The organism is Pseudomonas protegens (genome assembly GCF_003732485.1).
GTDB lineage: Bacteria > Pseudomonadota > Gammaproteobacteria > Pseudomonadales > Pseudomonadaceae > Aquipseudomonas > Aquipseudomonas protegens_B.
In genome coordinates this window covers 106,335-131,126 of the sequence record NZ_MOAK01000013.1, presented here as the reverse complement: position 1 = coordinate 131,126, position 24,792 = coordinate 106,335, and the positions used below count along the sequence as shown (strand labels likewise).

General features: G+C 62.4%; 20 protein-coding genes. 5 read left to right on the top strand and 15 right to left on the bottom strand.

Annotation, left to right across the window (positions count from 1 at the left end):
• Position 1: 1 nt before the first annotated feature.
• The 4 genes from BLX41_RS01115 to amaB all read right to left on the bottom strand — a co-directional run bounded on the left by BLX41_RS01115 (position 2) and on the right by amaB (position 5,440).
• The gene (locus tag BLX41_RS01115) at positions 2-916 is read right to left on the bottom strand and encodes an ABC transporter permease subunit (protein WP_011058967.1); all 915 of its coding nucleotides are present in this window, start codon (positions 914-916) and stop codon (positions 2-4) included.
• Between the two features lie 161 nt (positions 917-1,077).
• On the bottom strand, positions 1,078-2,214 hold the full coding sequence (locus BLX41_RS01110) for a branched-chain amino acid ABC transporter substrate-binding protein (protein WP_123723416.1): 1,137 nt from the start codon (positions 2,212-2,214) through the stop codon (positions 1,078-1,080).
• A 364-nt stretch (positions 2,215-2,578) separates the two neighbouring features.
• Positions 2,579-3,862, bottom strand: coding sequence for an L-pipecolate oxidase (gene amaA, locus BLX41_RS01105; protein WP_123723415.1), 1,284 nt, complete (start codon positions 3,860-3,862; stop codon positions 2,579-2,581).
• Positions 3,863-3,949: 87 nt separating this feature from the next.
• Positions 3,950-5,440: an L-piperidine-6-carboxylate dehydrogenase gene (gene amaB / locus BLX41_RS01100; protein ID WP_123723414.1), complete on the bottom strand. Its 1,491-nt coding sequence runs from the start codon at positions 5,438-5,440 to the stop codon at positions 3,950-3,952.
• 171 nt (positions 5,441-5,611) lie between these two features.
• On the opposite strand from amaB, the gene BLX41_RS01095 reads away from it, so the two are divergent.
• From BLX41_RS01095 to nadE, 3 genes are all read left to right on the top strand, one after another.
• Positions 5,612-6,514: a LysR family transcriptional regulator gene (locus BLX41_RS01095; RefSeq protein ID WP_123723413.1), complete on the top strand. Its 903-nt coding sequence runs from the start codon at positions 5,612-5,614 to the stop codon at positions 6,512-6,514.
• Positions 6,515-6,715: 201 nt separating this feature from the next.
• A complete protein-coding gene (gene pncB, locus BLX41_RS01090; RefSeq protein ID WP_123723412.1) occupies positions 6,716-7,930 on the top strand; it encodes a nicotinate phosphoribosyltransferase in 1,215 nt (404 codons plus the stop codon).
• 3 nt (positions 7,931-7,933) lie between these two features.
• The gene (gene nadE, locus BLX41_RS01085; protein ID WP_123723411.1) at positions 7,934-8,761 is read left to right on the top strand and encodes an ammonia-dependent NAD(+) synthetase; all 828 of its coding nucleotides are present in this window, start codon (positions 7,934-7,936) and stop codon (positions 8,759-8,761) included.
• A gap of 154 nt (positions 8,762-8,915) precedes the next feature.
• Here the strand turns inward: nadE and azu are convergent, their stop codons facing one another.
• Positions 8,916-9,362, bottom strand: a complete 447-nt coding sequence (gene azu, locus BLX41_RS01080) for an azurin (protein WP_011058960.1) — start codon at positions 9,360-9,362, stop codon at positions 8,916-8,918.
• A 352-nt stretch (positions 9,363-9,714) separates the two neighbouring features.
• Here azu and BLX41_RS01075 point away from each other — a divergent pair, with 352 nt between their 5' ends.
• Both BLX41_RS01075 and BLX41_RS01070 read left to right on the top strand, forming a co-directional pair.
• Positions 9,715-10,302, top strand: coding sequence for an LOG family protein (locus BLX41_RS01075; RefSeq protein ID WP_123723410.1), 588 nt, complete (start codon positions 9,715-9,717; stop codon positions 10,300-10,302).
• Positions 10,303-10,370: 68 nt separating this feature from the next.
• Positions 10,371-10,550 carry a hypothetical protein gene (locus BLX41_RS01070; protein ID WP_123723409.1) on the top strand — a complete coding sequence of 60 codons (180 nt, stop codon included), beginning with the start codon at positions 10,371-10,373 and terminating at the stop codon, positions 10,548-10,550.
• A gap of 210 nt (positions 10,551-10,760) precedes the next feature.
• Here the strand turns inward: BLX41_RS01070 and BLX41_RS01055 are convergent, their stop codons facing one another.
• The 10 genes from BLX41_RS01055 to rlmB form a co-directional block, all read right to left on the bottom strand.
• Positions 10,761-11,651, bottom strand: a complete 891-nt coding sequence (locus BLX41_RS01055; protein ID WP_123723408.1) for a transglutaminase family protein — start codon at positions 11,649-11,651, stop codon at positions 10,761-10,763.
• A complete protein-coding gene (locus BLX41_RS01050; RefSeq protein WP_123723407.1) occupies positions 11,651-14,137 on the bottom strand; it encodes a circularly permuted type 2 ATP-grasp protein in 2,487 nt (828 codons plus the stop codon). Before BLX41_RS01050 ends, BLX41_RS01055 begins: the two co-directional genes overlap by 1 nt.
• Before the next feature lie 87 nt (positions 14,138-14,224).
• Positions 14,225-17,500: a transglutaminase family protein gene (locus BLX41_RS01045; protein ID WP_123723406.1), complete on the bottom strand. Its 3,276-nt coding sequence runs from the start codon at positions 17,498-17,500 to the stop codon at positions 14,225-14,227.
• Between the two features lie 313 nt (positions 17,501-17,813).
• Complete coding sequence (locus BLX41_RS01040; RefSeq protein ID WP_123723405.1) at positions 17,814-20,111, bottom strand: YgiQ family radical SAM protein; 2,298 nt, start codon at positions 20,109-20,111, stop codon at positions 17,814-17,816.
• Between the two features lie 182 nt (positions 20,112-20,293).
• The gene (gene dnaB, locus BLX41_RS01035) at positions 20,294-21,691 is read right to left on the bottom strand and encodes a replicative DNA helicase (protein WP_053277211.1); all 1,398 of its coding nucleotides are present in this window, start codon (positions 21,689-21,691) and stop codon (positions 20,294-20,296) included.
• A 124-nt stretch (positions 21,692-21,815) separates the two neighbouring features.
• Positions 21,816-22,262, bottom strand: a complete 447-nt coding sequence (gene rplI, locus BLX41_RS01030; RefSeq protein WP_020299422.1) for a 50S ribosomal protein L9 — start codon at positions 22,260-22,262, stop codon at positions 21,816-21,818.
• A 19-nt stretch (positions 22,263-22,281) separates the two neighbouring features.
• Positions 22,282-23,175, bottom strand: coding sequence for a hypothetical protein (locus BLX41_RS01025; protein ID WP_123723404.1), 894 nt, complete (start codon positions 23,173-23,175; stop codon positions 22,282-22,284).
• 36 nt (positions 23,176-23,211) lie between these two features.
• Positions 23,212-23,442, bottom strand: coding sequence for a 30S ribosomal protein S18 (rpsR, locus tag BLX41_RS01020; protein WP_002551829.1), 231 nt, complete (start codon positions 23,440-23,442; stop codon positions 23,212-23,214).
• 28 nt (positions 23,443-23,470) lie between these two features.
• Positions 23,471-23,896 (bottom strand): 30S ribosomal protein S6, encoded by a 426-nt coding sequence (gene rpsF / locus BLX41_RS01015; protein WP_011058949.1) that lies wholly within the window; start codon positions 23,894-23,896, stop codon positions 23,471-23,473.
• A gap of 248 nt (positions 23,897-24,144) precedes the next feature.
• On the bottom strand, positions 24,145-24,792 hold a 648-nt coding region (gene rlmB / locus BLX41_RS01010; RefSeq protein WP_259744293.1), incomplete at its 5' end, for a 23S rRNA (guanosine(2251)-2'-O)-methyltransferase RlmB.

Sequence of the window (24,792 nt, the reverse complement as noted above, 5' to 3'; positions counted from 1 at the left end):
CTTATACCTTCGCCACGAGTGGGCGACCCAGCAGGCCTTGGGGACGGAAGATCAGGATCAGCACCAGCAGCGAGAAACTGAACACATCTTTGTAGTCGGAGTTGATCAAGCCGGAGAACAGCGACTCGGAGATCCCGAGGATGATCCCGCCGAGCATCGCCCCGGGCAGCGAGCCAATGCCGCCGAGCACGGCTGCGGTGAACGCCTTGATGCCGATGACGAAGCCGGCGTAGAAGTCGAAGGTGCCGTAGTTCATGGTGATCAGCACACCGGCCAGGGCCGCCATGGCCGCGCCGATGACGAACACGTAGGAGATCACCCGGTCAGTGTTGATCCCGAGGATCGAGGCCATCTTGCGGTCTTGCTGGGTGGCCCGGCACATGCGCCCGAGCTTGGTGTACTTGATGATGTAAGTGAGCAGTGCCATGCCGGCGAACGCCGCCACCAGGATGAAGATCTTGGTGTAGGTGAGCTGCACGAAGCCGGTGCCGATATCGACTTTCCAGGCTCCGGCCAACAGGGTCGGAACCCCTTGCTGCTTGGCGCCCTGGCTGATCTGCGCATAGTTCTGCAGGATCAACGAGATACCGATGGCGCTGATCAGCGGTGCCAATCGGGTGGAGTTGCGCAGGGGTTTGTAGGCCACGCGCTCGATGACCCAGCCATAGATCCCCGTCACCACCACGGTGAAGATCAGGGTGCCGAGAATGAGTAGCGGGAAGGATTCAATGCCGAAGTAGGCCAGCAGAGCCAGACTGATTGCCGCGAGGTAAGCGGAAATCATGTAAACCTCGCCGTGGGCGAAGTTGATCATGCCGATGATGCCATAGACCATTGTGTAGCCGATGGCGATCAGACCATAGACAGACCCGAGGGTCAGTCCATTGATCAGTTGCTGCAGGAAAATACCATCCATAACGCAATCTCACGGACTTGAGAGACGGCACAGGGCGTCAGCGACGGACAGGGATCACCGGTCCGCGCAACACGTCCGTTGTGCAGCTCTACGAGAAAAGGCAAGTACTGCACGAGTACGAACCGGTACCAGGGGGTGGCACCGGTTCGTTCGGACTCATGTCACTTCTGTTTTTCCAGCTGGTGGTACTTGCCGTCCTTGTCCCACTGATAGACCACGTAGTCGGAGATCTTCAGGTCGCCCTTGGCGTCCCAGGACTTCTCGCCCATCACGGTTTTCACCGGGTTGGCCTTGAGCCACTTGGCGGCGTCTTCGCCCTTGTTGGACTTGGCGCCACCGAAGCCGGCCGCCAGGGCCTGGATCGAGGCATAGGCGTACAGGGTATAGCCTTCAGGCTCGGTGCCGGCCTTGCGGAAGGCATCCACCACCGCCTTGCTGTCCGGCAGCAGGCGTGGGTCGGCACCGAAGGTCATGTACACGCCGTCGACGTATTGCGGGCCACCGGCGGTGGTCACCAGTTCGTCGGTAACGATGCCGTCGTCGGACATGAACTTGACGTCCTTCAGGCCCTGCTCGCGCAGCTGGCGCACCAGCGGACCGGCTTCCGGGTGCAGGCCGCCGAAGTACACCACGTCGGCACCGGCAGCGCGGATCTTGGTCACCACGGCGCTGAAATCCTTCTCGCCACGGGTCAGGCCCTCGTACAGCACCGGGGTCACGCCGCGCTTGGTCAGCTGTGCCTTGGTGGCGTCCGCCAGGCCCTGGCCGTAGGTGTCCTTGTCGTGCAGCACCACGACTTTCTTGCCCTTGAGCACGTCAACGATGTAGTCGCCGGCGACGATGCCCTGCTGGTCGTCACGCCCGCACATGCGGAACATCGCGGAGAGCCCGCGCTCGGTGACCTGGGGGTTGGTGGAGCCCGGGGTGATGGCAATCACACCGGCGTCGCTGTACACCTCGGAAGCCGGAATGGTCGACGAGGAGCAGAAGTGCCCGACGACGCCCGCCACCTTGTCCTGGTCCACCAGGCGGTTGGCCACGGCCACGGCCTGCTTCGGTTCGCAGGCGTCGTCGCCCTTGACCAGGACGATCTTCTCGCCGTTGACCCCGCCCTTGGCGTTGATCTCGTCAGCCGCTGCCTGTGCACCCTTCATGTACTGCTCGCCAAATGCCGCATTGGCGCCTGTCATGGGACCCGCTACGCCGATCTTCAGGTCGGCTTGAGCAAACGCAGAAACACCCAGCGCAGTTGCCACTGCGAGGGCCAGAAAGCCTTTCTTGTAAAACGTCTGGGACATGAGGTGGTGCTCCAAGGTTTTTTTAGTTGGCACTGCGACTTCACTAGAATTGCTCAGAGCAAGCGCCGTGCCAGTGGTTTTTTATTCTGAAAAAAGTCGCTGTCTTATTGTTATTTCGACTGTTTCGAGCCCATTTTTATTGGGCGTGCAACCGTCTAAACCGCGGAAGGTGAAACCCTGCTTTTTAATGGGCGCAACCCATGCGTGCCATCATTGCAACCGCGACACAATTCAACGTGCAACCCTGCTGTAACAGCCCGCGTCACCGAACTGCACACTGCTGGTGCGAGACTGCTACGAGCCGCACCATTACAGGCTAGTCGCTGCATCGAAAAGCGTCGTCCCCGACTGTTTATTTCCTTGTTCAGATGACGATCCGCAGGCACTGGCCCGCGTGGTAGAGGGAGAATCCGGCCTCGTACAGACAACTGCGCAGCCCCACTGCGGCCAGGGGTTGCATGGGGGCGAAGGGAATCGGCAGGGCCTGGGGGTCGCCGTTGCACAGATAGTCGGCGAAGGCCTTGCCGACCACGGTGCCGGTGGTCACGCCACGGCCGTTGTAACCGGTGACAGCCACCAGGCCGGGTGCCGGTTCGAACAGACGCATCAAGTGATCGGGGGTAAAGGCAATGCAGCCGGTCCAGGTAGATTCCCACTCCACCGGCTTGAGGTAGGGGAAGTAATGCTGCTGCACCCGGTCGGCCCAGGCCTTGAGGAACCACAGGGGTTTCTGGTTGCCGTTGCCCAGGCTGCCCAGCAACAAGCGGCCATCGGCATCCCGTCGAATGCTGCTCAGCACCTGGCGGGTATCCCAGGAGCCCTGGCCTCCGGGCAGGATCTGCCGAGCGGCCTCTTCGGTGAGCGGCGCCGAGGCGACCTGATAGTAGTAGCCGGGAAAGAAGTTGCGCCGCAGCTCGGTCCAGTCGCCTTCGGTGTAGGCGTTGGAGGCGATCACCACCTGCTCGGCCAGCACCGAACCCTGGTCGGTCTGCACCGACCAGCGCTGGCCCTGGCGTTCCAGGCGAGTGACGGGGGAATGATCGAACAACTGGCCGCCGAGCTTGATCGCGGCCTTGGCCAGCCCGGTGGTATAGGCCATCGGGTTGAGGGTGCCGGCGCGCCGATCGAGCAAGGCCGCGGCGATCTTCCGGGTGCCGGTGGCAGTTTCACAGGCGGCACCGGTCAACAGTTCCACCGGCGCACCACGGCGCTTCCATTGTTCTTCACGGCTGCGCAGGTCGGCTTCGCCCCGGGCGTTATGGGCCATGTGCAACGTGCCTTCGCGGCGCAACTGGCAATCGATCCGGTACTTGTCCACCAGGCTGAACACCAGGGACGGCGCGGCGCCGAGCATGCGGTTGAGCTGGCTGCCCACCTGCTCGCCGAAACCGGCCTCGATCTCGTCCGGGGGAATCCACAGGCCGGCGTTGACCAGGCCGACATTGCGCCCCGAACCGCCCTGCCCGGCGCGGTGAGCCTCGACGACACAGACCCGCTTGCCTTGCTCCAGCAGATGCACGGCCGCCGACAAACCGGTGAAGCCGGCGCCGATGATGCACACATCCGCCGTCAGCTCACCCTTGAGCGGCGCGTTGTCAGGCCTTTGCGGAGTCAGTTTTTCCCATAGACACTCTTCACGTAACGCCATTGCCAGACTCCGAATCAACCCACCACAAACGAAGAAGCGCGTTTGCCGCTGTTCGCCAGCAAGCTGGCTCCTACCGGCGATACCAGGTCAATCGAAGGTAATGCCCTGGGCCAGTGGCAGTTCCTGGGAATAGTTGACGGTATTGGTCTGGCGCCGCATGTAGCCGCGCCAGGCATCGGAACCGGACTCGCGGCCGCCGCCGGTTTCCTTTTCGCCACCGAAGGCGCCGCCAATCTCCGCGCCACTCGGGCCAATGTTGACGTTGGCAATGCCGCAGTCGCTGCCCACCGCCGACATGAACTGCTCGGCTTCACGCACATCGGTGGTGAAGATGCACGACGACAGACCCTGGGGCACGGCGTTGTTCAAGCGCAGGGCTTCTTCGAAGTCGTTGTAGCCAATGACATAGAGGATCGGGGCGAAGGTTTCGCTGCACACCACATCGCTCTGCTCCGGCATTTCGACAATCGCCGGCGACACGTAGTAGGCATTGGGGAACTGCTCCTGCAGCTGACGCTGGCCGCCGAACACCCGGCCGCCCTCGCTCAGGGCCTGTTCCAGTGCATCCTGCATGGCGTCGAAGCTGTGCTTGTCGATCAGCGGGCCGATCAGGTTGCCCTGCAGGGGGTGGCCGATGCGCACTTTGGAGTAGGCCGCCTTGAGGCGGGTGACGATTTCCTCTTTCACCGACTCGTGGGCAATCAAGCGGCGCAAGGTGGTGCAACGCTGGCCGGCGGTGCCGACAGCGCTGAACAGGATGGCGCGCACGGCCATGTCCAGGTCGGCGCTCGGGCCGAGGATCATGGCGTTGTTGCCACCCAGTTCGAGAATGCTGCGGGCAAAGCGTGCGGCCACTTTCGGCGCCACTTCACGGCCCATGCGGGTGCTGCCGGTGGCGCTGATCAGGGCCACTCGTGGATCGTCCACCAGGGCGGCGCCAGCGTCGCGACCACCGATGATCACCTGGCTCAGGTACTCGGGAGCGTCCTGGAAATTCTTCAGCACGCGCTCCAGCAGTGTCTGGCAAGCCAGGGCGGTGAGCGGGGTCTTCTCCGAGGGTTTCCAGATCACCGGGTTGCCGCAGACCAGCGCCAGGGTGGTGTTCCAGGCCCAGACCGCTACCGGGAAGTTGAAGGCGCTGATCACCCCGACAACCCCCAGGGGATGCCAGGTTTCACGCATGTGGTGGCCCGGGCGCTCGGAGGCGATGGTCAGGCCGTAGAGCTGGCGCGACAGGCCGACGGCGAAGTCGCAGATGTCGATCATTTCCTGCACTTCCCCCAGGCCTTCCTGGGTGATCTTACCGGCTTCCCAGGACACCAGCTCTCCCAGGTCGGCCTTGTACTCGCGCAGCACCTCACCAAATTGCCGCACCAGCTCGCCACGACGGGGGGCCGGGACTTTGCGCCACAGGGCGAATGCATGCTCTGCGCGACTGACCTGCTGCTCCACTTCGGCGGCGCCCTGCCAGTTCACTGCGGCGATACGGCTGCCGTCGATCGGCGAATGCACAGGCTGGGTGCCCGACTGGTACAGGGCCGGGTTCACACCCAGACGATCAAGCAATGCGGCAACCATGGGGTCACTCCTTACAGATGAAAAGCCAAAAAAACCGACCGCTGCGACGGTCATCAAGACCTGTAGTTGTAGCTGGCCTGAGACTTGCCAACAAACGACCTTTAAGCGAGATATCATTCCGTTTATTCATGCTGAGCCGGCATCCAGCACCGATAAGAACAAGGACCACCCATGCTCAACAAACGCTACCTGCCGTCGATCACTGCCCTGCAGTGCTTCGAGGCCGTTACCCGGCACCTGAGCTTCACCCGCGCCGCCGAGGAACTCAATCTGACCCAGAGCGCGGTCAGCAAGCAGGTGGCGCAGCTGGAAGAGCTGCTGCAGCACCTGTTGTTCCGTCGGGTACGGCGGCGCCTGCAACTGACCCCGGCCGGCGACCTGTATCTGGTGGAAGTGCGCAAGATCCTTACCCAGGTGGAGATGTCCACCCACTACCTGCGCTCCTACGGCGGCGAGACCGAAGTGCTGCGGGTGTCCACGCCCTACACCTTCGGCGCTCGCTGGCTGGTACCGCGCCTCAAGGGCTGGCGCCTGCGCCATCCGCATATCCACCTGGACCTGTGCAACGAGCAGGAACCGGACGAACTGCTTCAGGGCCACGCCGACCTGGCGTTCTACTTTGGCCAGGGTTCGCGTCCCGGCACCGAGAGCCTGAAGCTGTTCAGCGAGGAACTGGTGGCGGTGTGCGCCCCCGACAGCCTGCCCGCCGAACCCTTGACCGACCCCAGGCAACTGACCGACCTGGTCCTGCTGCAAAATGCCTCGCGTCCCCAAGGCTGGCACGAATGGTTCGACCAGCAGGGTTATCAGACCGAACACAGCTACCATGGCCCGCGCTTCGAGACCTTCTATATGTGCATTCGCGCCGCCCAGGTCGGGTGTGGCGTGGCTCTGCTGCCCCGGTTTCTGGTGGAAGAAGAGCTGGCCGAAGGCAAGCTGGTGATCGCCTGGGAATACGCCATGCCCAGCCAGGACGCTTATTACCTGGCCTATCCCGAGCACTCGGCGGAAGTGCCCAAGGTCCGTGACTTCGTACGCTGGATGCTGGAACACAACGACGCCCCCCTCCCGTAGGAGCCGGCTTGCCGGCGATGGAGCCCTTGAGCCCTACACAAGGCTGAAGACCCATTCGCTGGCCAGCCGGCTCCTGCAGTTGGAGAATGGCCCGCCACAAAAAACGCTGGTCAAGCGCAGGACGTCTATGCGCCACTAGCGCATTCATTGAAAGAGCTGAAGCCGCCGCTGTCCGTTGCGGCCAGCATGGAGATTCCCGTTATGAGCGAGAGTGTGTTTGCCGATCGCATCGTGCAGAACCTGCTCGACACCGACTTCTACAAACTGACCATGATGCAGGCGGTGCTGCACAACTATCCCAACGTGGAAGTGGAATGGGAGTTTCGTTGCCGTAACAGCGAGGATCTGCAGCCGTACCTGGCGGAGATCCGCTATCAGTTCGAGCGTCTGGCGGAACTGAGCCTGAGCGCCGACCAACTGGGCTTTCTCGAACGCATCAGCTTTCTCAAGCCGGACTTCCTGCGCTTTCTCGGGCTGTTCCGCTTCAACCTGCGCTACGTGCACACCGGCATCGAGAACGGCGAGCTGTTCATCCGTCTGCGCGGTCCCTGGCTGCACGTGATTCTGTTCGAAGTGCCGATGCTGGCCATCATCAGCGAAGTGCGTAACCGCTACCGCTACCGCGAGATCCAGCTGGTGCAGGCCCGGGAGCAGCTGTACCGCAAGTTCGACTGGCTGAGCGCCAACGCCAGCAGCGAAGAGTTGTCCGAGCTGCAAGTGGCGGATTTCGGCACCCGCCGACGCTTTTCCTACCGGGTCCAGGAGGAAGTGGTGAACGTGCTCAAGCACGACTTCCCCGGGCGTTTTGTCGGCACCAGCAACGTGCACCTGTCCCGGGAGCTGAACATGAAGCCCCTGGGCACCATGGCCCACGAATGGATCATGGCCCACCAGCAACTGGGACCGCGGCTGATCGACAGCCAGATCGCCGCCCTCGACTGCTGGGTCCGTGAATACCGCGGACTGCTGGGTATCGCCCTGACCGACTGCATCACCACCGACGCCTTCCTCGGTGACTTCGATCTGTTCTTCGCCAAGCTGTTCGACGGCCTGCGCCACGACTCCGGGGACCCGATCCTCTGGGCGGAGAAAGCCATCGCCCACTACCACAAGCTGGGCATCGACCCGATGAGCAAGACCCTGGTGTTCTCCGACAGCCTGACCCTGCCGCGGGCCCTGGAAATATTCCGGGCGCTGCGGGGGCGGATCAACGTCAGCTTTGGCATCGGCACCAACCTGACCTGCGATATTCCCGGTGTCGAGCCGATGAGCATCGTGCTTAAAATGGCCGCCTGCAATGGCCAGCCCGTCGCCAAGATCTCCGATGAAGCGGGCAAGACCCATTGCAAGGACCCCAACTTCGTCGCTTACTTGCGCCACGTTTTCCAAGTACCTGCCCAACCTGGCAAGGAGTGAATCATGCAAGCCGTACAGCGTGAGATTGCGCAGCAGCTGAAGGTCCAAGCACCTTTTCCCGACCATGCAGCCCTGGAGGCGGAAATCGCCCGGCGCATCCGTTTCATCCAGGACTGCCTGGTCAATTCCGGGCTCAAGTCCCTGGTCCTGGGCATCAGCGGCGGTGTCGACTCCCTGACCGCTGGCCTGCTGGCCCAACGCGCCATGCGTGAGCTGCGCGAGCGCAGCGGTGACGAGCACTACCGTTTCATCGCCGTGCGCCTGCCCTATGAGACCCAGTTCGACGAACACGACGCCCAGGCTTCGGTGGACTTCATCAACCCCGACGAACGCCACACCGTGAACATCGGCCCGGCGGTCAAGGCCCTGGCCAATGAAGTGGCGGCCTTTGAAGGCCAGCACGCGGTGTCCCGGGACTTCGTCCTCGGCAACACCAAGGCGCGGATACGCATGGTGGCCCAGTACACCATCGCCGGCGCCGCCCACGGCCTGGTGATAGGTACCGACCACGCCGCCGAGGCGGTGATGGGTTTCTTCACCAAGTTCGGTGATGGCGCCTGCGACCTGGCGCCACTGAGCGGCCTGGTGAAGAATCAGGTGCGTTCGATTGCCCGCTACTTCGGCGCTCCGGAATCCCTGGTGGAGAAGGTGCCTACCGCCGACCTCGAGGACCTGTCCCCGGGCAAACCGGATGAAGCCTCGCACGGCGTCACCTACACCGAGATCGACGCCTTCCTGCATGGCCAACCGGTGCGTGAAGAAGCCTTCAAGATCATCTGCGACACCTACCGCAAGACCCATCACAAGCGCGTCATGCCCTTCGCCCCGTGACCCACCACGCCGTGTAGGAGCCGGCTTGCCGGCGAAAGGGCCGCTTGATGCGGCACAAGGCCCAAGGGCCTGTTCGCGGGCAAGCCCGCTCCTACATACACACACAAAAAAAGCGCCCCTCGGGGCGCTTTCTTGTTGCAGCCGGGCCTGATGCTTACTTCAGGACCACAGCGCCTTTCATCATCGAGTTGTGGCCTGGGAACGAGCAGAAGAACTGGTAGCTTTCGCCAGCAGTCAGCTTCGATACGTCGAAGGTCACCGAATCTTTCTCGCCGGCACCGATGATCTTGGTGTGGGCGATGACGCGGGTGTCGCCTTCCTTCAGGTAGCTCTTGTCGATGCCGGCGGCCATGCCGTCGGTGGCGATGCCAGCCATGTCTGCGGTTTTGCTCAGGACCCAGTTATGGCCCATGACGTTCTTCGGCAGGCTGCCGGAGTGAGTCAGGTTCACGGTGAAGGTCTTGCAGCTCTTGTCGATGGTGATTTCCTTAGTGTTGAAGGACATCTGGTCGGTAGAGTCGACATCGACCTTGCATTCGGCGGCCATCAATTGGCTGCTGGCCAGTGTCAACAGGGATACCGCAACGAGTTTGGCAAACATGGTGAATCTCCAAGGCAGGGTTAACAAAATCCATCTGAATCCATGGGACCGAAGACTGCCTGAATTTCTACCAAGTTCCTATGATTTGCATCAAAAAATTGTATACAACTCTCTGCTATCGGGCCGATCAAGACAATCAAACAGCCGACTGCGGGACCGCCCCCCAAAATCTGCCCATCAGTATATTTTCGGAGCCTTGGTCATGCCTCTCAACAGCCTGTTTCGCAGTTTGCTCGCCGCCTACGCCTGCGGTGCCAGCGGTACCCATGAAACCCCGCAACGCGAGGTTTAATGCTTGGAGTCAGGTCTTTCAGCCTTTACTCTGAGGCCATCAATGACCTCGGAGTAAGGCATGTCGTTAACTTCTGTCTGTGTATTTTGTGGCGCCAGTACCGGCAGCCATCCCCTCTATCGTGAAGCGGCCCAGGCCCTGGGCCGTGCCCTGGCCGAGCGCAAACTGACCCTGGTCTATGGCGGCGGCGCGGTGGGCCTGATGGGCATAGTGGCCGATGCTGCCCTGGCAGCCGGCGGTGAAGTCATCGGGATCATCCCGCAAAGCCTGAAAGACAAGGAAATCGGCCATAGCGGCCTGACCCGTCTGGAAGTGGTGGACGGCATGCACGCGCGCAAGGCGCGCATGGCCGAACTCAGTGATGCCTTCATTGCCCTGCCTGGGGGCCTGGGCACCCTGGAAGAGTTGTTCGAAGTCTGGACCTGGGGCCAACTGGGCTATCACCACAAGCCCCTGGGCCTGCTGGAAGTGAACGGCTTCTACGAAAAACTCAGTGGATTTCTCGACCATATCGTCGGCGAAGGCTTCGTCCGTGCCCCACACCGTGACATGCTGCAAATGAGCGAGTCGCCGGCCAGCCTGCTGGATGCCCTGGACACCTGGAAGCCCTCAGTGGCGGACAAGTGGGCCGAGCGCAAACCCAGTTAACCGTCAGCACCCGATAACAGGCAGAATACGCGCCGCTCAACCTCACCTTCGACCCCAGAGGATCGCCCATGGCTAAACCCAACTACTCCTTCGCCAAACGTCAACGAGACTTGGCCAAGGAACAGAAGAAAGAGGAAAAGCTGCAACGCAAGAAAGCTGCTGCAGAAGAAGCCAGCACACTGCCCCCGGATACCGAAGGTGAAGTGAGCGTCGATGACGCCGAGGCTCAGCCCCCAAGCCTGACCTGAGACGGTAGGAGCTGGCTTGCCAGCGAAAGCGCTCTTCAGCCCCACGCAATATCCGCTGGCCCCTTCGTCGGCAAGCCGGCTCCTACAAGGTTTGATTTCGCGCCTAGCCGTAGGAGCTGGCTTGCCGGCGAAAGCGCTCTCCAGCCCCACGCAATCTCCGCTGGCCTCTTCGCCGGCAAGCCGGCTCCTACAAGGTTTGGATTGGCGCTGTCATGTCAGGGGCATGACGGTGACTCGGACCTCCGGGTCATGGCTGCCACCGCCAAGAATCACTCCACGCAACGGCGAAACATCGGAAAAATCACGGCCCCAGGCCAGGGTGATGTGTTCCAGTGCCGGCTGCACGTTGTTGGTAGGGTCGAAATCCACCCAGCCCAGCACCGGGCAGAACACCGAAACCCAGGCATGGGAAGCGTCGGCACCGATCAGCCGCGGCTGCCCCGGCGGTGGCTGGGTCAGCAGGTAGCCGCTGATGTAGCGCGCCGCCAGCCCCCGCGAACGCAGGCAGGCCAGCATCAGGTGGGCAAAGTCCTGGCACACACCCCGTCGACGCTCCAGGACTTCCACCAAAGGTGTCGCCACTTGGGTCGCTTCGGCATCGAAGGTGAACTCGCTGAAGATCTTCTCCATCAAGGCCTGGACGCCCTGCAACAGTGGCCGTCCCGGAGCAAAGCAACTTTCGGAAAACTCGACGAAGCGCTGCTTGAGATGCACATAGGGTGATTCGAAGCGATAGCGGCTGGCCTCCAGCAATGCCACCGGCAACGGCCGACCGCTGTAGGTCAAGGCTCCCCGGGCGACATCCCAGGCCATGGACGCGGCAAAGTCCAAATGCGGCCGATCCAGCACCTCGACACTAAGCTGGGCGTTGACCTGCAGTTCATCATGGGGCCGCTCGAAGGCCAGACGAGTCAAAGGGTTACCAAACACATCCTGCTCGTCACGGCGGGTGGTGGGCTCGGGAGTGATCAGCAACTGCCGCTCGCTGCACTGTTGCCAGGCGCAAGCCCGGGGCCACAGGTGCGCCAACTGCTGGGCCAGGGACACCGGGCTGTCGTAGCGATAATGGGTATCGTGGAAAATCTGGTAGCGCGCGCTCATTACACCGACACCGTTTGCTGGCTGACATCATCCACATGGGCGAAATGCCGCAAGGCCAGGCGATCGGACACCTGGCCACTGACCTCGGCGATTTCTTGCAGCAGGTCCGCCAGCCCTGACACGGCCGCTCTCACGCTGGCCTCGCCAAACAGCGAGTTCTCCAGGCAGCCCAGGTCGAAATGGGCCAGGCGCTCCACCAGCCTCGGCAACGCCACCTCACGGGGCACGCCGAAGTCATCGTTGAGGCGCTTGAGGGTACGGGTCACCAGCTTGAGCTGGAACAGCACCGCATGGGGGTTCTGCTCATCCAGCAGCAACAGGTCGAGGACCGGGATCAACTGCGCCACCGCCAGGTAACGGGAGCGATAGGTGATGCTGCTGTTGCCCAGCTCCAGCAGCCACTCCAGGCCAGCCTGATCGAAAACCGCAGTGCCCCGCAGGAAGGCCGCCAGGCTGCTGCTGAGAAATTGCAGGCGCTCGATGCGCCGGCCAATCATCAGGAAGCGCCAACCCTCGTCCCGGGTCATGTCGTCCAGGGCGAACCCCGAGAGCGCCGCCAGGGACATCACCAGACGGTTGAGAAAATCCAGCAGCTCGCCGAAGTCCGGCTCCGCGGTATCCAGCTCCTGGGCTTCGCGTTGCAGTTCCACCAGGGCCTGCCAGTTTTCCCGGGACAGCTTGCCGCGCACCTGGGAGGCGGCCCACTGCAGGCGCTGCAAGTTGGAGCGCAGGCTGAACGACCAGTCCTCCCCCAGCAGGGCCGCCAGCAGACGCTCGGGCAGCTCGCCCTCATCCGGCAGCAGCATCAGGCTTTCCCCCAGGTCCACCGCGGCCAGCAAGGCTCGCGGATCGTCGCCATCGACGTAACGGGCCAGCATGATCCGCAGCAGCCGTGCGCTGTCGTCACAGCGCTCACAATAACGACCGAACCAGAACAGGTTCTCCACCACCCGCGACGGCAAGTAGGGATCACGACGGACCAAGTCATAGACACCAATGGTGCGCTGGGCTTTCCATTGCTCGCCGCTGGGGGCGCGCTCCCCCAGCACCCAAGTGTCCTTGCTGGCGCCACCGCGCTGCATCGACACCACTTCGGCGTCGGCATCGGCGGCGACCCGGGTCAGGCCTCCAGGCAGCACCCGATAGCCGTCGTCGCTGGCCACCGCGTACACCCGCATGCCGATGGCCCGTGGCTGCAAGCGACCGTCCTCGGCCTGCCAGACCGGCGCCTGGGACAGTTGCGGTAACTCCTGGGCCACATAGGCATAGGGGCGCGCACACATACGCTCGGCGAGGCTGGCGCGCTGTTCGGGACTCAGGTCGCGCCCCAGCACCGGGGTGAAACTCTGAGATGGAAACGCCGGCTTGATCAGCAGTTCCGGAAGCTTCTCCAGGGCCTGTTGCAGCACGGGCGCCTCGCCACACCACCAGGTGGCGATGGAAGGCAGGAGCAATTCCTCCCCCAGCAGGAACTGGCTGATTTTCGGCAGGAAGCCCAGCAGCCCTGGGGACTCCAGCACCCCGCTGCCCAGGGCATTGGCCACCAGCACCCGGCCTTGGCGCACCGCATCCAGCAGGCCGGGCACCCCCAGGGCGGAATCGGTACGCAGCTCCAGGGGGTCACAGAAATCATCATCCAGGCGACGCATGATGGCGTGCACCCGGCGCAGGCCGCTGAGGGTCTTGAGATAGACCGTGGCATCGCGCACCGTCAGGTCGCCGCCCTCCACCAGCGGGTAACCCAGCTGACGCGCCAGGTACAGATGTTCGAAATAACTCTCGTTGAAACGCCCAGGCGTCAACAGCACGATCAGCGGTGCTTCGGCATCCCGGGGCGCCTGCCGGGCCAGGGTTTCCTGCAGGGCACGGAAGAAGCCGGCCAGATGCTGCACTTGCAGGTCGCGGTACAGATCCGGAAAGGCCCGAGACACGATCATGCGATTTTCCAGGGCGTAGCCGGCCCCGGACGGCGCCTGGGTACGATCGGCAGTGACCCACCAACGACCATCGGGGGTGCGCGCCAGGTCCACTGCATAGAGGTGCAGAAAGGTCTGCTCGGGCGGCTGGATGCCCTGGCATGGCCAGAGAAAATTGTTGTGCCCGAACACCAGTTCAGCGGGCAACAGCCCTTCGCTGATCAGTCGCTGCGGGCCGTACAGGTCCGCCAGTACGGCATTGAGCAGGCGCGCCCGCTGGGCGATTCCGGCGGACAACAGTTGCCACTCCTCCACCGGGATCACATGGGGCAGCAAATCCAGCTCCCAGGGCCGGTCCGCGCCCTTGGGGTCGGCATAGACGTTGTAGGTGACACCGTTCTCGTGGATCTGCCGGGTCAGCAGCGCCTGGCGCTGGGCCAGTTGCGCGGGGCTGCTGCGTTGCAGTTGTTCAAGCAGGCGCTGCCAGTGCGCCCGGACCGCACCCTGGTCATCCAGCAGCTCATGGTAGGTACCCGCCGTCAGCGGGTAACGGTCTAGCAAGTCAGGCATGGAACACTCGGCAGACGGCAGGGAAAGTCAGATTAACCCACAGCCCCGACGCCCGGATATGGCTATATCACGGGCGTCGCAGGTGGATTAGAAGCGTCGCAAATCCAGGGTCATGGGCAGCTCGTCATTGATGATCAAAGGCGGCACCGCGAGGCTACCGGGGCTGTGTCCGAGGCGAAAGAAACGCGCCATGCGCCGACTTTCCGCTTCATTGGCATTGACCGGCAGACTGTCGTAGTTGCGTCCCCCAGGATGGGCCACATGGTATTGGCAGCCCCCCAGGGAGCGCTGCATCCAACTGTCCAGCAGATCGAACACCAGCGGTGCGTGTACCGGGATGCCGGGTTGCAGGCAGTTGGCCGGCTGCCAGGCGCGATAGCGCACTCCGGCGACAAACTCCCCTACCCGCCCGGTGGGCTGCAAGGGAACCGCCACACCGTTGCAGGTCAGCACATGGCGCTGCGGCGTCAGCCCGCTGACCTTGACCTGCAAACGCTCCAGAGAAGAGTCGACATAGCGCACCGTGCCCCCGGCTCCGCCCTCTTCCCCCAGCACATGCCAGGGCTCCAGGGCCTGACGCAACTCCAGCTCGATACCGCTGACCGCGTAATCGCCGACCTTGGGAAAGCGAAACTCCAGGTGCGGGGCAAACCACTCGGCCCGCAGCGGATATCCGGCGGCATTGAGCTCTACCAGCACATCGGCGAAATCCTGCTCGATGAAATGCGGCAGCAGGAAGCGATCGTGCAGCTCGGTGCCCCAACGCGCCAGCTTGGCCGGGGCATATGGCTCGCGCCAGAACCGCGCCACCAGCGCCCGCAGCAGCAACTGCTGGACCAGGCTCATGCGCCCATGGGGCGGCATTTCAAAGGCCCGCAGCTCCAGCAGCCCGAGACGCCCGGTGGCGCCGTCCGGCGAATAGAGCTTGTCGATGCAGAACTCGGCGCGATGGGTATTGCCGGTGACGTCGATCAGCAGATTGCGCAGCAGGCGGTCCACCCGCCACGGCGGGCATTCCTCGCCCGGCGCGGGTATCTGTGCAAAGGCAATTTCCAGTTCGTAAAGCGAGTCGTTGCGCGCCTCGTCGACCCTGGGAGCCTGAGAGGTGGGACCGATGAACAACCCGGAAAACAGGTAGGACAACGACGGATGATTGTGCCAGTAACTGATCAGGCTACGCAGCAGGTCGGGGCGGCGCAGGAACGGCGAATCCGCCGGCGTCGCGCCACCGAGGACGAAATGGTTGCCGCCGCCGGTGCCGGTGTGGCGCCCGTCGATCATGAACTTCTCACTGGTCAGGCGGGTCTGCCGGGCCTGCTCGTACAGGAACTCGGTGCGCTCCACCAACTCGTCCCAACTGACCGAAGGCTGCACGTTGACCTCGATCACGCCCGGGTCCGGCGTCACCCGGAAGTTGCACAAGCGCGGGTCCGCCGGCGGCTCGTAGCCCTCCAGCAGCACCGGACAATGCAGCTCTGCCGCCGTGGCTTCGATCACGCTGACCAGTTGCAGGTAATCCTCGAGTCGTTCCAGGGGCGGCATGAACAGGTACAGCCGTCCCTCTCGCGCCTCGGCGCAGAGCGCGGTACGGGTCAGCCAGTCCGCAGACTGATCGATCCCTGGCACGCGCTCATCCAGAACCGCCGGTTCAGGGATTTCTGCGAGCTGCGCCGGGTCCGGCAGCTCAGGGAAATCCTGGTTCGGATCGCTGGGGTGAATGAAGGGGTACTCCGCCGCCGTCACCCAGGGTTGGGACGCCAGGGGCAGGCGATACCCCAGGGGTGAATCCCCGGGCACCAGCCGGCAATGACTGTCCCGCAGGTACCAGCGGCCGCTCTGCCATTGATCGCCCTTGGCGCTACGGGCCAGGGGCAGCACCTGGCCAATGACCTTGTCCAGACCCTGGCTGAACACCTTGCGCAACCGCTGGCGCTCCAGGGCATCCTCCAGCCGCGAGTCTTCGGCACTGACATTGAGGGGCAGGCTGCCCTCGCGCCACAGATAGTAGAAGTGGTCTTCATAGGCGGGAAACACGAAGCGCCCCGGCAGCTTCAGACGCTCGGCGACACTGGCGAGAAAGCGTCCGGCCAGTGGTGCGTCAGCGCCGTAGTCCTCGTGTTCATCGGCAATCAAGGCGCGGTTGTGCCAGATCGGCACGCCGTCACGTCGCCAATGGCAGTTCAGCGACCAGCGCGGCAATTGCTCCCCCGGGTACCACTTGCCCTGGCCGAAGTGCACCAGCCCCTGAGGCCCGTAGCGCTGGCGCAGGCGCTGGAACAGCTCACCGGCCAAACGCCGCTTGTTCGCTCCCAGGGCGGCGGTGTTCCACTCGGCGCCGTCGGGGTCGTCAATAGCCACGAAGGTCGGCTCGCCACCCATGGTCAGGCGCACATCGCCTTCCAGCAGGTCCACATCGATCTGCCGGCCCAGGGCCTGGATAGCCAGCCACTGCTCGTCGGTGTAAGGCTTGGTGACCCGGGGCGCTTCCCAGATCCGTTCCACACTCATTTCATGGCTGAACTGACACTCGCAAGGTTCCACCAGGCCCGTGATGGGCGCTGCTGAAGAGGGATCGGGGCTGCAGGCCAGCGGAATGTGACCCTCTCCGGCAAACAGTCCCGAGGTGGCGTCCAGGCCAATCCAGCCGGCTCCGGGCAGGTAGACCTCGCACCAGGCATGCAGGTCAGTGAAGTCCACCTCGGTGCCCGAAGGACCATCCAGGGATTTGACGTCGGCCGTGAGCTGGATCAGGTAGCCGGAGACGAAGCGCGCCGCCAGTCCCAAGTGGCGCAATAGCTGCACCAGCAGCCAGGCCGAATCGCGGCAGGAGCCGGAGGCATTGACCAGGGTCTGCTCCGGGCTCTGCACCCCCGGCTCCAGGCGAATCAGGTAAGCGATGTCTGCGCTGAGCCGCTGATTCAACGCCACCAGGAAGTCCACCGCTGGCAACGGCGTACGTGAGATACCGTCCAGATAGGCCTGGAACTTCGGCGTCACGGGCAGAGTTTCCAGGTAGGGCGCCAGCTCACGCTGCTCATCGGCGGCGTAGGCAAAAGGGATCTTCTGCGCGTAAGGCTCAAGGAAGAAATCGAACGGATTGAACACCGCCATCTCTGCCAGCAGATCCACTTCGATCCGCAGCTCGGTGGTTTTCTCCGCAAAGACCAGGCGCGCCAGGTAATTGCCCTGGGGGTCCTGCTGCCAGTTGATGAAATGCTGCTCGGGCTGGACCTTCAGCGCATAGGAGAGGATTCGCGTGCGGCTGTGGGCAGCCGGGCGCAGGCGGACGATCTGCGGGCCAAGTTCGACGGCGCGGTCGTAGCGATAGTGCGTGACATGGTGCAATGCGACATGAATCGACACGGCGTGCCTCCTGCGAGCCTGAGCGGTGGATGAACCCGCGCAAGACTTGTGCCAGGGCCCAAGTCCGGGGGGGTTGTTCAACGACTCAGGGCAGTACAGCACCAAAACCGCGCAACCGGTGCATCCCTGTGCAGCTCACTGCACAGAAATGTGCCAGACGGCATGGCCCGAAGCTGCCGCGCTCGCATTCACTGTTAATGGAGCGCTAGCTCAATGCGGCAACGCTGACAGCGGAGCGCCAACAAGATCCGACTCCCGCCGCTATCGAGAGCCAAAGCAAAACGCCAGCTCCGAGGAGCTGGCGTTCTGTTGTCTAGCGCGGTACCACCGGCTTGCGGGTTGGCTTCTTGCCTTTGCCCTTGGCCGCATCGGCACGCTCCTTGGCGGCCTGTTTGTTGCGGGCGAAGGCGGCGGCCTTGGCCTGCTCACGCTTGTCCCAGGCATTGCCACCGTCACTGCCACGCGGCGGCAGGCCGGTGTGCTGGGTAAGGATCTTGGTTTCCTTGGCCACCTTGTGGCTGCCGGTCGGTGTCGAGTTCTTGCGGCGGGCGCTCTGGTAGCTGTCGGTGGCCGGCTGATGGGTCGGAATCAGCTGATTCTTGCCCGGGCCGATCAGGTCGCCACGGCCCATGCGCAGCAAGGCCTCGCGCAGCATCGGCCAGCCCTTCGGATCGTGGTAGCGCAGGAATGCCTTGTGCAGGCGACGCTGCTCCTCGCTCTTGACGATGGTCACGCCGTCGCTCTTGTAGGTGACCTTGCGCAGCGGGTTCTTGCCCGAGTGGTACATGGCGGTGGCGGTGGCCATCGGCGACGGATAGAACGCCTGCACCTGGTCGGCGCGGAAACCGTTGCCCTTGAGCCACAGAGCCAGGTTCATCATGTCTTCGTCGGTGGTACCCGGGTGCGCGGCGATGAAGTACGGAATCAGGTACTGCTCCTTGCCCGCTTCCTTGGAGTACTTCTCGAACATCCGCTTGAACCGGTCATAGGTACCAATGCCCGGCTTCATCATCTGATTGAGCGGACCTTCCTCGGTGTGTTCCGGGGCAATCTTCAGGTAGCCACCCACGTGGTGGGTCACCAGCTCCTTGACGTACTCCGGCGATTCCACCGCCAGGTCATAACGCAGGCCGGAAGCGATGAGGATCTTCTTCACCCCAGGCAGGGCGCGAGCACTGCGATACAGCTGGATCAACGACGAATGGTCGGTGTTCAGGTTCGGGCAGATGCCGGGGAACACGCAGGACGGCTTGCGGCACGCGGATTCGATTTCCGGGCTCTTGCAGGCGATGCGGTACATGTTCGCGGTCGGGCCGCCGAGGTCGGAGATCACCCCGGTAAAGCCGGGAACCTTGTCGCGGATTTCTTCGATCTCGCGAATGATCGACTCTTCGGAACGGTTCTGGATGATCCGCCCTTCGTGCTCGGTGATGGAGCAGAAGGTACAGCCACCGAAGCAGCCACGCATGATGTTCACCGAGAAGCGGATCATGTCGTAGGCCGGGATCTTTTCCTTGCCATAGGCCGGGTGCGGAATGCGCTGATAAGGCATGCCGAACACGTAGTCCATTTCCTCGGTGGTCATGGGAATGGGCGGCGGGTTGAACCACACGTCCACTTCGCCATGTTTCTGCACCAGGGCGCGGGCGTTGCCCGGGTTGGTTTCCAGGTGCAGCACGCGGTTGGCGTGAGCGTACAGGACCGGGTCGTTGCGCACCTTCTCCATGGACGGCAGGCGGATCACGGTCTTGTCCCGGGTCATCCGCGGACTGGCAAGGATCTGCACCACCTTGGCTTCGCTTGGATCTTCAACCGGGCCCTTCTCCTGCTCGATGGCGCAGGCCTGAGTGTCCTGGGTGTTGACGTAGGGGTTGATGATCTTGTCGATCTTGCCCGGGCGGTCGATACGGGTGGAGTCCACTTCGTACCAGTCCTTGGGCGTGTCGCGGCGGATGAAGGCGGTGCCGCGCACGTCGGTGATGTCTTCGATCTTGTGGCCGTAGGACAAACGCTGGGCGACTTCGACAATGGCTCGCTCGGCGTTGCCGTAGAGCAGGATATCGGCACTGGCGTCGATCAGGATCGAGTTGCGCACCCGGTCCTGCCAGTAGTCGTAGTGGGCGATGCGACGCAGAGACGCCTCGATGCCGCCAAGGACGATCGGCACGTTCTTGTAGGCTTCCTTGCAACGCTGGCTGTAGACCAGGCTGGCACGGTCCGGACGCTTGCCCGCCAGGCCGCCCGGGGTATAGGCGTCGTCGGAGCGGATCTTCTTGTCGGCGGTGTAGCGGTTGATCATCGAGTCCATGTTGCCGGCGGCGACACCGAAAAACAGGTTCGGCTCGCCGAGCTTCATGAAGTCGTCTTTGGATTGCCAGTTGGGCTGGGCGATGATCCCGACGCGAAAGCCCTGGGACTCCAGCAGCCGGCCGATGATCGCCATGCCGAACGACGGGTGATCGACGTACGCATCACCGGTGACGATGATGATGTCGCAGGAATCCCAGCCGAGCTGATCCATCTCCTCCCTGCTCATGGGCAGGAATGGTGCCGGCCCGAAACATTCGGCCCAGTACTTGGGATAGTCAAATAACGGCTTGGCTGCTTGCATGTCGATGACCGGTGTTGGCTTGGATAGGGACGCGTTGATTCACAGGGAAATTCGCGGGCGCGGAATATAGCACAAAAAATAACCAATTCCGACCGTAATGGTCGGAATTCGTTGTGGCCCGAGTCGCCGGCTTGCCGGCTCCTGCAGGGCGCCGGCAAGCGGATGGCCGGCGGACGGACGGGTTATTCGTCGTCGTCGAAGTTGTAGCTGCCCGGAGCAAGGTTCTCGAAGCGGGTGTACTTGCCGATGAAGGCCAGGCGGATAAAGCCGATCGGGCCGTTCCGCTGCTTGCCAATGATGATCTCGGCAATGCCCTTGTGCTCGGTCTCGGGGTGATACACCTCGTCCCGGTACACGAACATGATGACGTCGGCGTCCTGCTCGATCGCTCCGGATTCCCGCAAGTCGGAGTTCACCGGACGCTTGTTGGGACGTTGCTCCAGGGAGCGGTTGAGCTGGGACAAGGCCACTACCGGGCAGTTGAATTCCTTGGCCAGGGCTTTCAGGGATCGGGAGATCTCGGAAATCTCGTTGGTCCGGTTGTCACCGCTGGAGCCCGGAATCTGCATCAGTTGCAGGTAGTCGATCATGATCAGGCCGATGTCGCCGTGTTCACGCACCAGGCGCCGGGTCCGCGCGCGCATTTCCGAGGGACTGATGCCCGCAGTGTCATCAATGAACAGCTTGCGGTCGTTGAGCAGGTTGACCGCCGAGGTCAGGCGGGGCCAGTCGTCGTCTTCCAACTGACCGGAACGGACCTTGGTCTGATCGATGCGGCCCAGGGAGGACAGCATACGCATGATCAGCGATTCGCCTGGCATCTCCAGGGAGTACACCAGCACCGCCTTCTCGCTGCGCAGTACGGCGTTTTCCACCAGGTTCATGGCGAAGGTGGTCTTACCCATGGACGGACGGCCGGCGACGATGATCAAGTCGGCCGGTTGCAGGCCGCTGGTCTTCTCGTCGAGATCGGTGTAACCGGTGGACAGGCCGGTGATGGCGTTATCGGTGTTGAACAGGGTATCGATACGGTCGATGGCCTTGGTCAGCAACTCGTTGACCCCTACCGGGCCGCCGGTCTTGGGCCGCGCCTCGGCGATCTGGAAGATCTGCCGTTCGGCCTCATCGAGGATCTCTTCGGCGGTGCGGCCTTCAGGGTTGAAGGCACTGTCAGCGATCTCGGTACTGATACCGATCAGCTGGCGCAGGGTCGCCCTTTGGCGAACGATCTGCGCATAGGCCTTGATGTTGGCCACCGACGGGGTGTTCTTCGCCAACTCGCCGAGGTAGCCCAGGCCGCCGACTTGGGAAGTCTGACCTTCCTTGTCCAGCTGCTCGGACAGGGTGACCACGTCGATCGGCATGTTCTGGTCGGCCAGCTTGGCGATGGCGCGGAAGATCAAACGGTGGTCATGCCGATAGAAATCGCCGTCGGACACTTGATCCAACACGCGTTCCCAGGCGTTGTTGTCCAGCATCAGACCACCGAGCACGGCCTGTTCGGCCTCGATGGAGTGCGGCGGCACCTTCAGGGCAGCGGTTTGCAGATCGTATTGCTCGGGAGCGGAGATATCGTTCATGGCCACTTGGAATTCGGGGGGTGAAAATCAGGATCAGCAGAAAGACAAAGGGCACGACCTGTAAACAGGATCGTGCCCGATGTTAACCGTCAGCCACACAAGGTGCCAGACGATTTGGTACTGCTTAAGCAGCCACCACGACAACGCGTACGGTTGCTTCAACTTCAGCGTGCAGGTGCACGGCTACGTCGAATTCACCTACGTTGCGGATGGTGCCGTTCGGCAGACGAACTTCGCTTTTTGCAACTTCAACGCCGGAGGCGGTCAGTGCATCAGCGATGTCGTGGGTGCCGATCGAACCGAACAGCTTGCCTTCGTCACCGGCGGTGGCAGTGATGGTCACTTCCAGCTCGGCCAGTTGGGCAGCGCGGCTTTCAGCCGAAGCTTTACGGTCTGCAGCCAGTTTTTCCAGCTCAGCACGACGCTCTTCGAACGCAGCCAGGTTGGCAGCGGTAGCAGCGGTGGCTTTGCCGTAAGGCAGCAGGTAGTTACGGCCGTAACCAGCCTTAACGTTCACTTTGTCGCCCAGGTTGCCCAGGTTGGCGACTTTTTCCAGAAGGATCAGTTGCATGTGAAAATCCTCTTAACTTTTAACCTTCACCGTTCGCGCTATCGGCGTCTTTCGGCGCCAAACGACCGCGAAAATCAACCAGACTGTCGACAATGGCCAGGACCACGAGCAACGGATAGATCAGCTGCATGAACGGCAACAGCGTGACGTACAACCCCACCAGCCAGAATCTGGCCAGTCGCCCTTGCGCCACCAGCCCGTGAATCAGGGCCAGCCCGGCAAAAGCCAGCGGGACACTGCACATCGGCGTGAGCATGGCCAGTTGAGGTCCGAAATTCGGCCCCACCAACATGCACGCCAGCAGCAACATCGCTGGCCCAAGAGGGATTCTGATGGCGCGAAACTCGCGACCAAAACCACCCGGGTTATACAACACAGCCTGCCAGTAACGCCCAAGAATCAGGCTCAGCACGCTGATGGCTTGCAACAAGGCCGCTATCAGGCCGGTCAGGATCGGTGCAATCAGCGTGGCAAGACGAGCTCGCTCTTCAACCGATAACTGCTGGTAGACCTCACCCAAGGCCATCGGCAGGATCTTTATCAATTCCTGCGACAACGCTTCGATCTGAGGGCGGAAAGCCGCACCCAGGACTCCAGCAAACACCAATCCCATCGCTATGCTGACCAGCAGCACGCGGCTCCAGGACTCGCTTGCGCGCAAAACCAACGCAAGACTCGAAGACCCCACCAGCACCAGAAATGCTCGCGGGTCATCGAACGCCAGCCACCAGAACAAAGCCGGCAGCATTCCCAGAGCGAGGACACCAAGGGCATCCTTCAACCCGCGCCGCAGAAGCACCAGGCTCCCCGCGGCAGCACCCAACCAATACAACAACGGCAATGCCGAACAGCCAGCCACTACCAGAGTGGCCTGCATACGACCGCGCATGATGAACTCAGCTAAGGCGCGCATGCATTCAATCCCTTACTACTTGTCGACTGCCCGATCTCAGCGGCCGTGGCTGTCGGTGTAGGCCAGCAGGGCCAGGAAGCGGGCGCGCTTGATAGCGGTGGCCAGCTGACGCTGATAACGAGCTTTGGTACCGGTGATGCGGCTTGGAACGATTTTGCCGGTCTCGGATACGTAGGCTTTCAGAGTGTTGAGATCTTTGTAATCGATCTCTTTCACGTCTTCAGCGGTGAAGCGGCAGAATTTACGACGACGGAAGAAACGTGCCATGTAATTGGCTCCTCAAAAGGTCCGTGGATTACTCGTCAGCGTTATCGCTGGCGTCGCTGTTGTCGCTGTCATCGCCATCGGCGCTGTCAGCATGCTCAGGACGGTCACGACGCTCACGGCGCTCACTGCGGTTTTCTTCAGCCTTGAGCATCTCGGATTGGCCAGTGATGGCTTCTTCGCGACGGATGACCAGGTTACGGATCACAGCATCGTTGTAACGGAAGTTGTCTTCCAGCTCAGCCAGGGCTTTACCGGTGCACTCAACGTTCAGCATCACGTAGTGAGCCTTGTGAACATTGTTGATTGCGTAGGCCAGTTGACGACGGCCCCAGTCTTCCAGACGGTGGATTTTGCCGCCGTCTTCTTCGATCAGCTTGGTGTAACGCTCAACCATGCCGCCGACTTGCTCGCTTTGATCCGGGTGGACCAAAAAGATGATTTCGTAATGACGCATGAATGCTCCTTACGGGTTGTAGCCTGCCGCCTATAAGCGGTCAGACAAGGAGTGAATGACACTGGTGTGTCTTGCCACAGATAGGCACATATGCGCCTGCCGTCACGGCAAGGGGCGCAATTGTAGAGAAGGGGGAACAGCGGCGCAAGGCAATTGGTGATTATTTGAACAATCACCTGCAGGAGCCAACGAGCCGGCAATGGACGGCAGGGCGTGGTTCGCCGGCAAGCCGGCTCCTACGGGATAGGTCAGGCTTTCTTGGCGACGGCCTTGGCTTTTGCGCCGCGCTGACGCATGGCTTCGAACAGGCAGACGCCCGTGGCCACGGAGACGTTGAGGCTGCTGACGCTGCCGGCCATTGGCAGGCGCACCAGATAGTCGCAGTGCTCGCGAGTCAGGCGACGCATGCCCTTGCCTTCGGCCCCCATGATGATGATGGTCGGGCCAGTCAGATCCTGATCGTACAACTCCTGCTCAGCCTCGCCGGCGGTACCGACGATCCACAGGCCGCGCTGCTGAAGCTTTTCCAGGGTCCGCGCCAGGTTGGTCACAGCCACCAGCGGAATCACTTCCGCGGCGCCGCAAGCCACTTTGCGCACGGTCGGGGTCAGAGTGGCCGACTTGTCCTTGGGCACCAGCACCGCCAGGGCACCCGCCGCATCGGCGGTACGCAGGCAGGCGCCGAGGTTGTGCGGATCGGTCACGCCATCCAACACCAGCAACAGTGGCGCACCTTCGGTGCGATCCAGCAGCTCGTCGAGCATGGCTTCGCCCCACACCTGGCTTGGGCTGACTTCTGCCACCACCCCCTGATGCACACCTTCAACCCAGGCGTCCATCTCACGACGCTCGGCCTGGCCGACCGACACACGGTTCTGCGCAGCCAGATCCACCAG

Bases quoted from the DNA above. Each gene is read 5' to 3' on its own strand.
- BLX41_RS01115 (WP_011058967.1), bottom strand. From the start codon at position 916: ATGGATGGTATTTTCCTGCAGCAACTGATCAATGGACTGACCCTCGGG.
- BLX41_RS01110 (WP_123723416.1), bottom strand. From the start codon at position 2,214: ATGTCCCAGACGTTTTACAAGAAAGGCTTTCTGGCCCTCGCAGTGGCA.
- amaA (WP_123723415.1), bottom strand. From the start codon at position 3,862: ATGGCGTTACGTGAAGAGTGTCTATGGGAAAAACTGACTCCGCAAAGG.
- amaB (WP_123723414.1), bottom strand. From the start codon at position 5,440: ATGGTTGCCGCATTGCTTGATCGTCTGGGTGTGAACCCGGCCCTGTAC.
- BLX41_RS01095 (WP_123723413.1), top strand. From the start codon at position 5,612: ATGCTCAACAAACGCTACCTGCCGTCGATCACTGCCCTGCAGTGCTTC.
- pncB (WP_123723412.1), top strand. From the start codon at position 6,716: ATGAGCGAGAGTGTGTTTGCCGATCGCATCGTGCAGAACCTGCTCGAC.
- nadE (WP_123723411.1), top strand. From the start codon at position 7,934: ATGCAAGCCGTACAGCGTGAGATTGCGCAGCAGCTGAAGGTCCAAGCA.
- azu (WP_011058960.1), bottom strand. From the start codon at position 9,362: ATGTTTGCCAAACTCGTTGCGGTATCCCTGTTGACACTGGCCAGCAGC.
- BLX41_RS01075 (WP_123723410.1), top strand. From the start codon at position 9,715: ATGTCGTTAACTTCTGTCTGTGTATTTTGTGGCGCCAGTACCGGCAGC.
- BLX41_RS01070 (WP_123723409.1), top strand. From the start codon at position 10,371: ATGGCTAAACCCAACTACTCCTTCGCCAAACGTCAACGAGACTTGGCC.
- BLX41_RS01055 (WP_123723408.1), bottom strand. From the start codon at position 11,651: ATGAGCGCGCGCTACCAGATTTTCCACGATACCCATTATCGCTACGAC.
- BLX41_RS01050 (WP_123723407.1), bottom strand. From the start codon at position 14,137: ATGCCTGACTTGCTAGACCGTTACCCGCTGACGGCGGGTACCTACCAT.
- BLX41_RS01040 (WP_123723405.1), bottom strand. From the start codon at position 20,111: ATGCAAGCAGCCAAGCCGTTATTTGACTATCCCAAGTACTGGGCCGAA.
- dnaB (WP_053277211.1), bottom strand. From the start codon at position 21,691: ATGAACGATATCTCCGCTCCCGAGCAATACGATCTGCAAACCGCTGCC.
- rplI (WP_020299422.1), bottom strand. From the start codon at position 22,262: ATGCAACTGATCCTTCTGGAAAAAGTCGCCAACCTGGGCAACCTGGGC.
- BLX41_RS01025 (WP_123723404.1), bottom strand. From the start codon at position 23,175: ATGCGCGCCTTAGCTGAGTTCATCATGCGCGGTCGTATGCAGGCCACT.
- rpsR (WP_002551829.1), bottom strand. From the start codon at position 23,442: ATGGCACGTTTCTTCCGTCGTCGTAAATTCTGCCGCTTCACCGCTGAA.
- rpsF (WP_011058949.1), bottom strand. From the start codon at position 23,896: ATGCGTCATTACGAAATCATCTTTTTGGTCCACCCGGATCAAAGCGAG.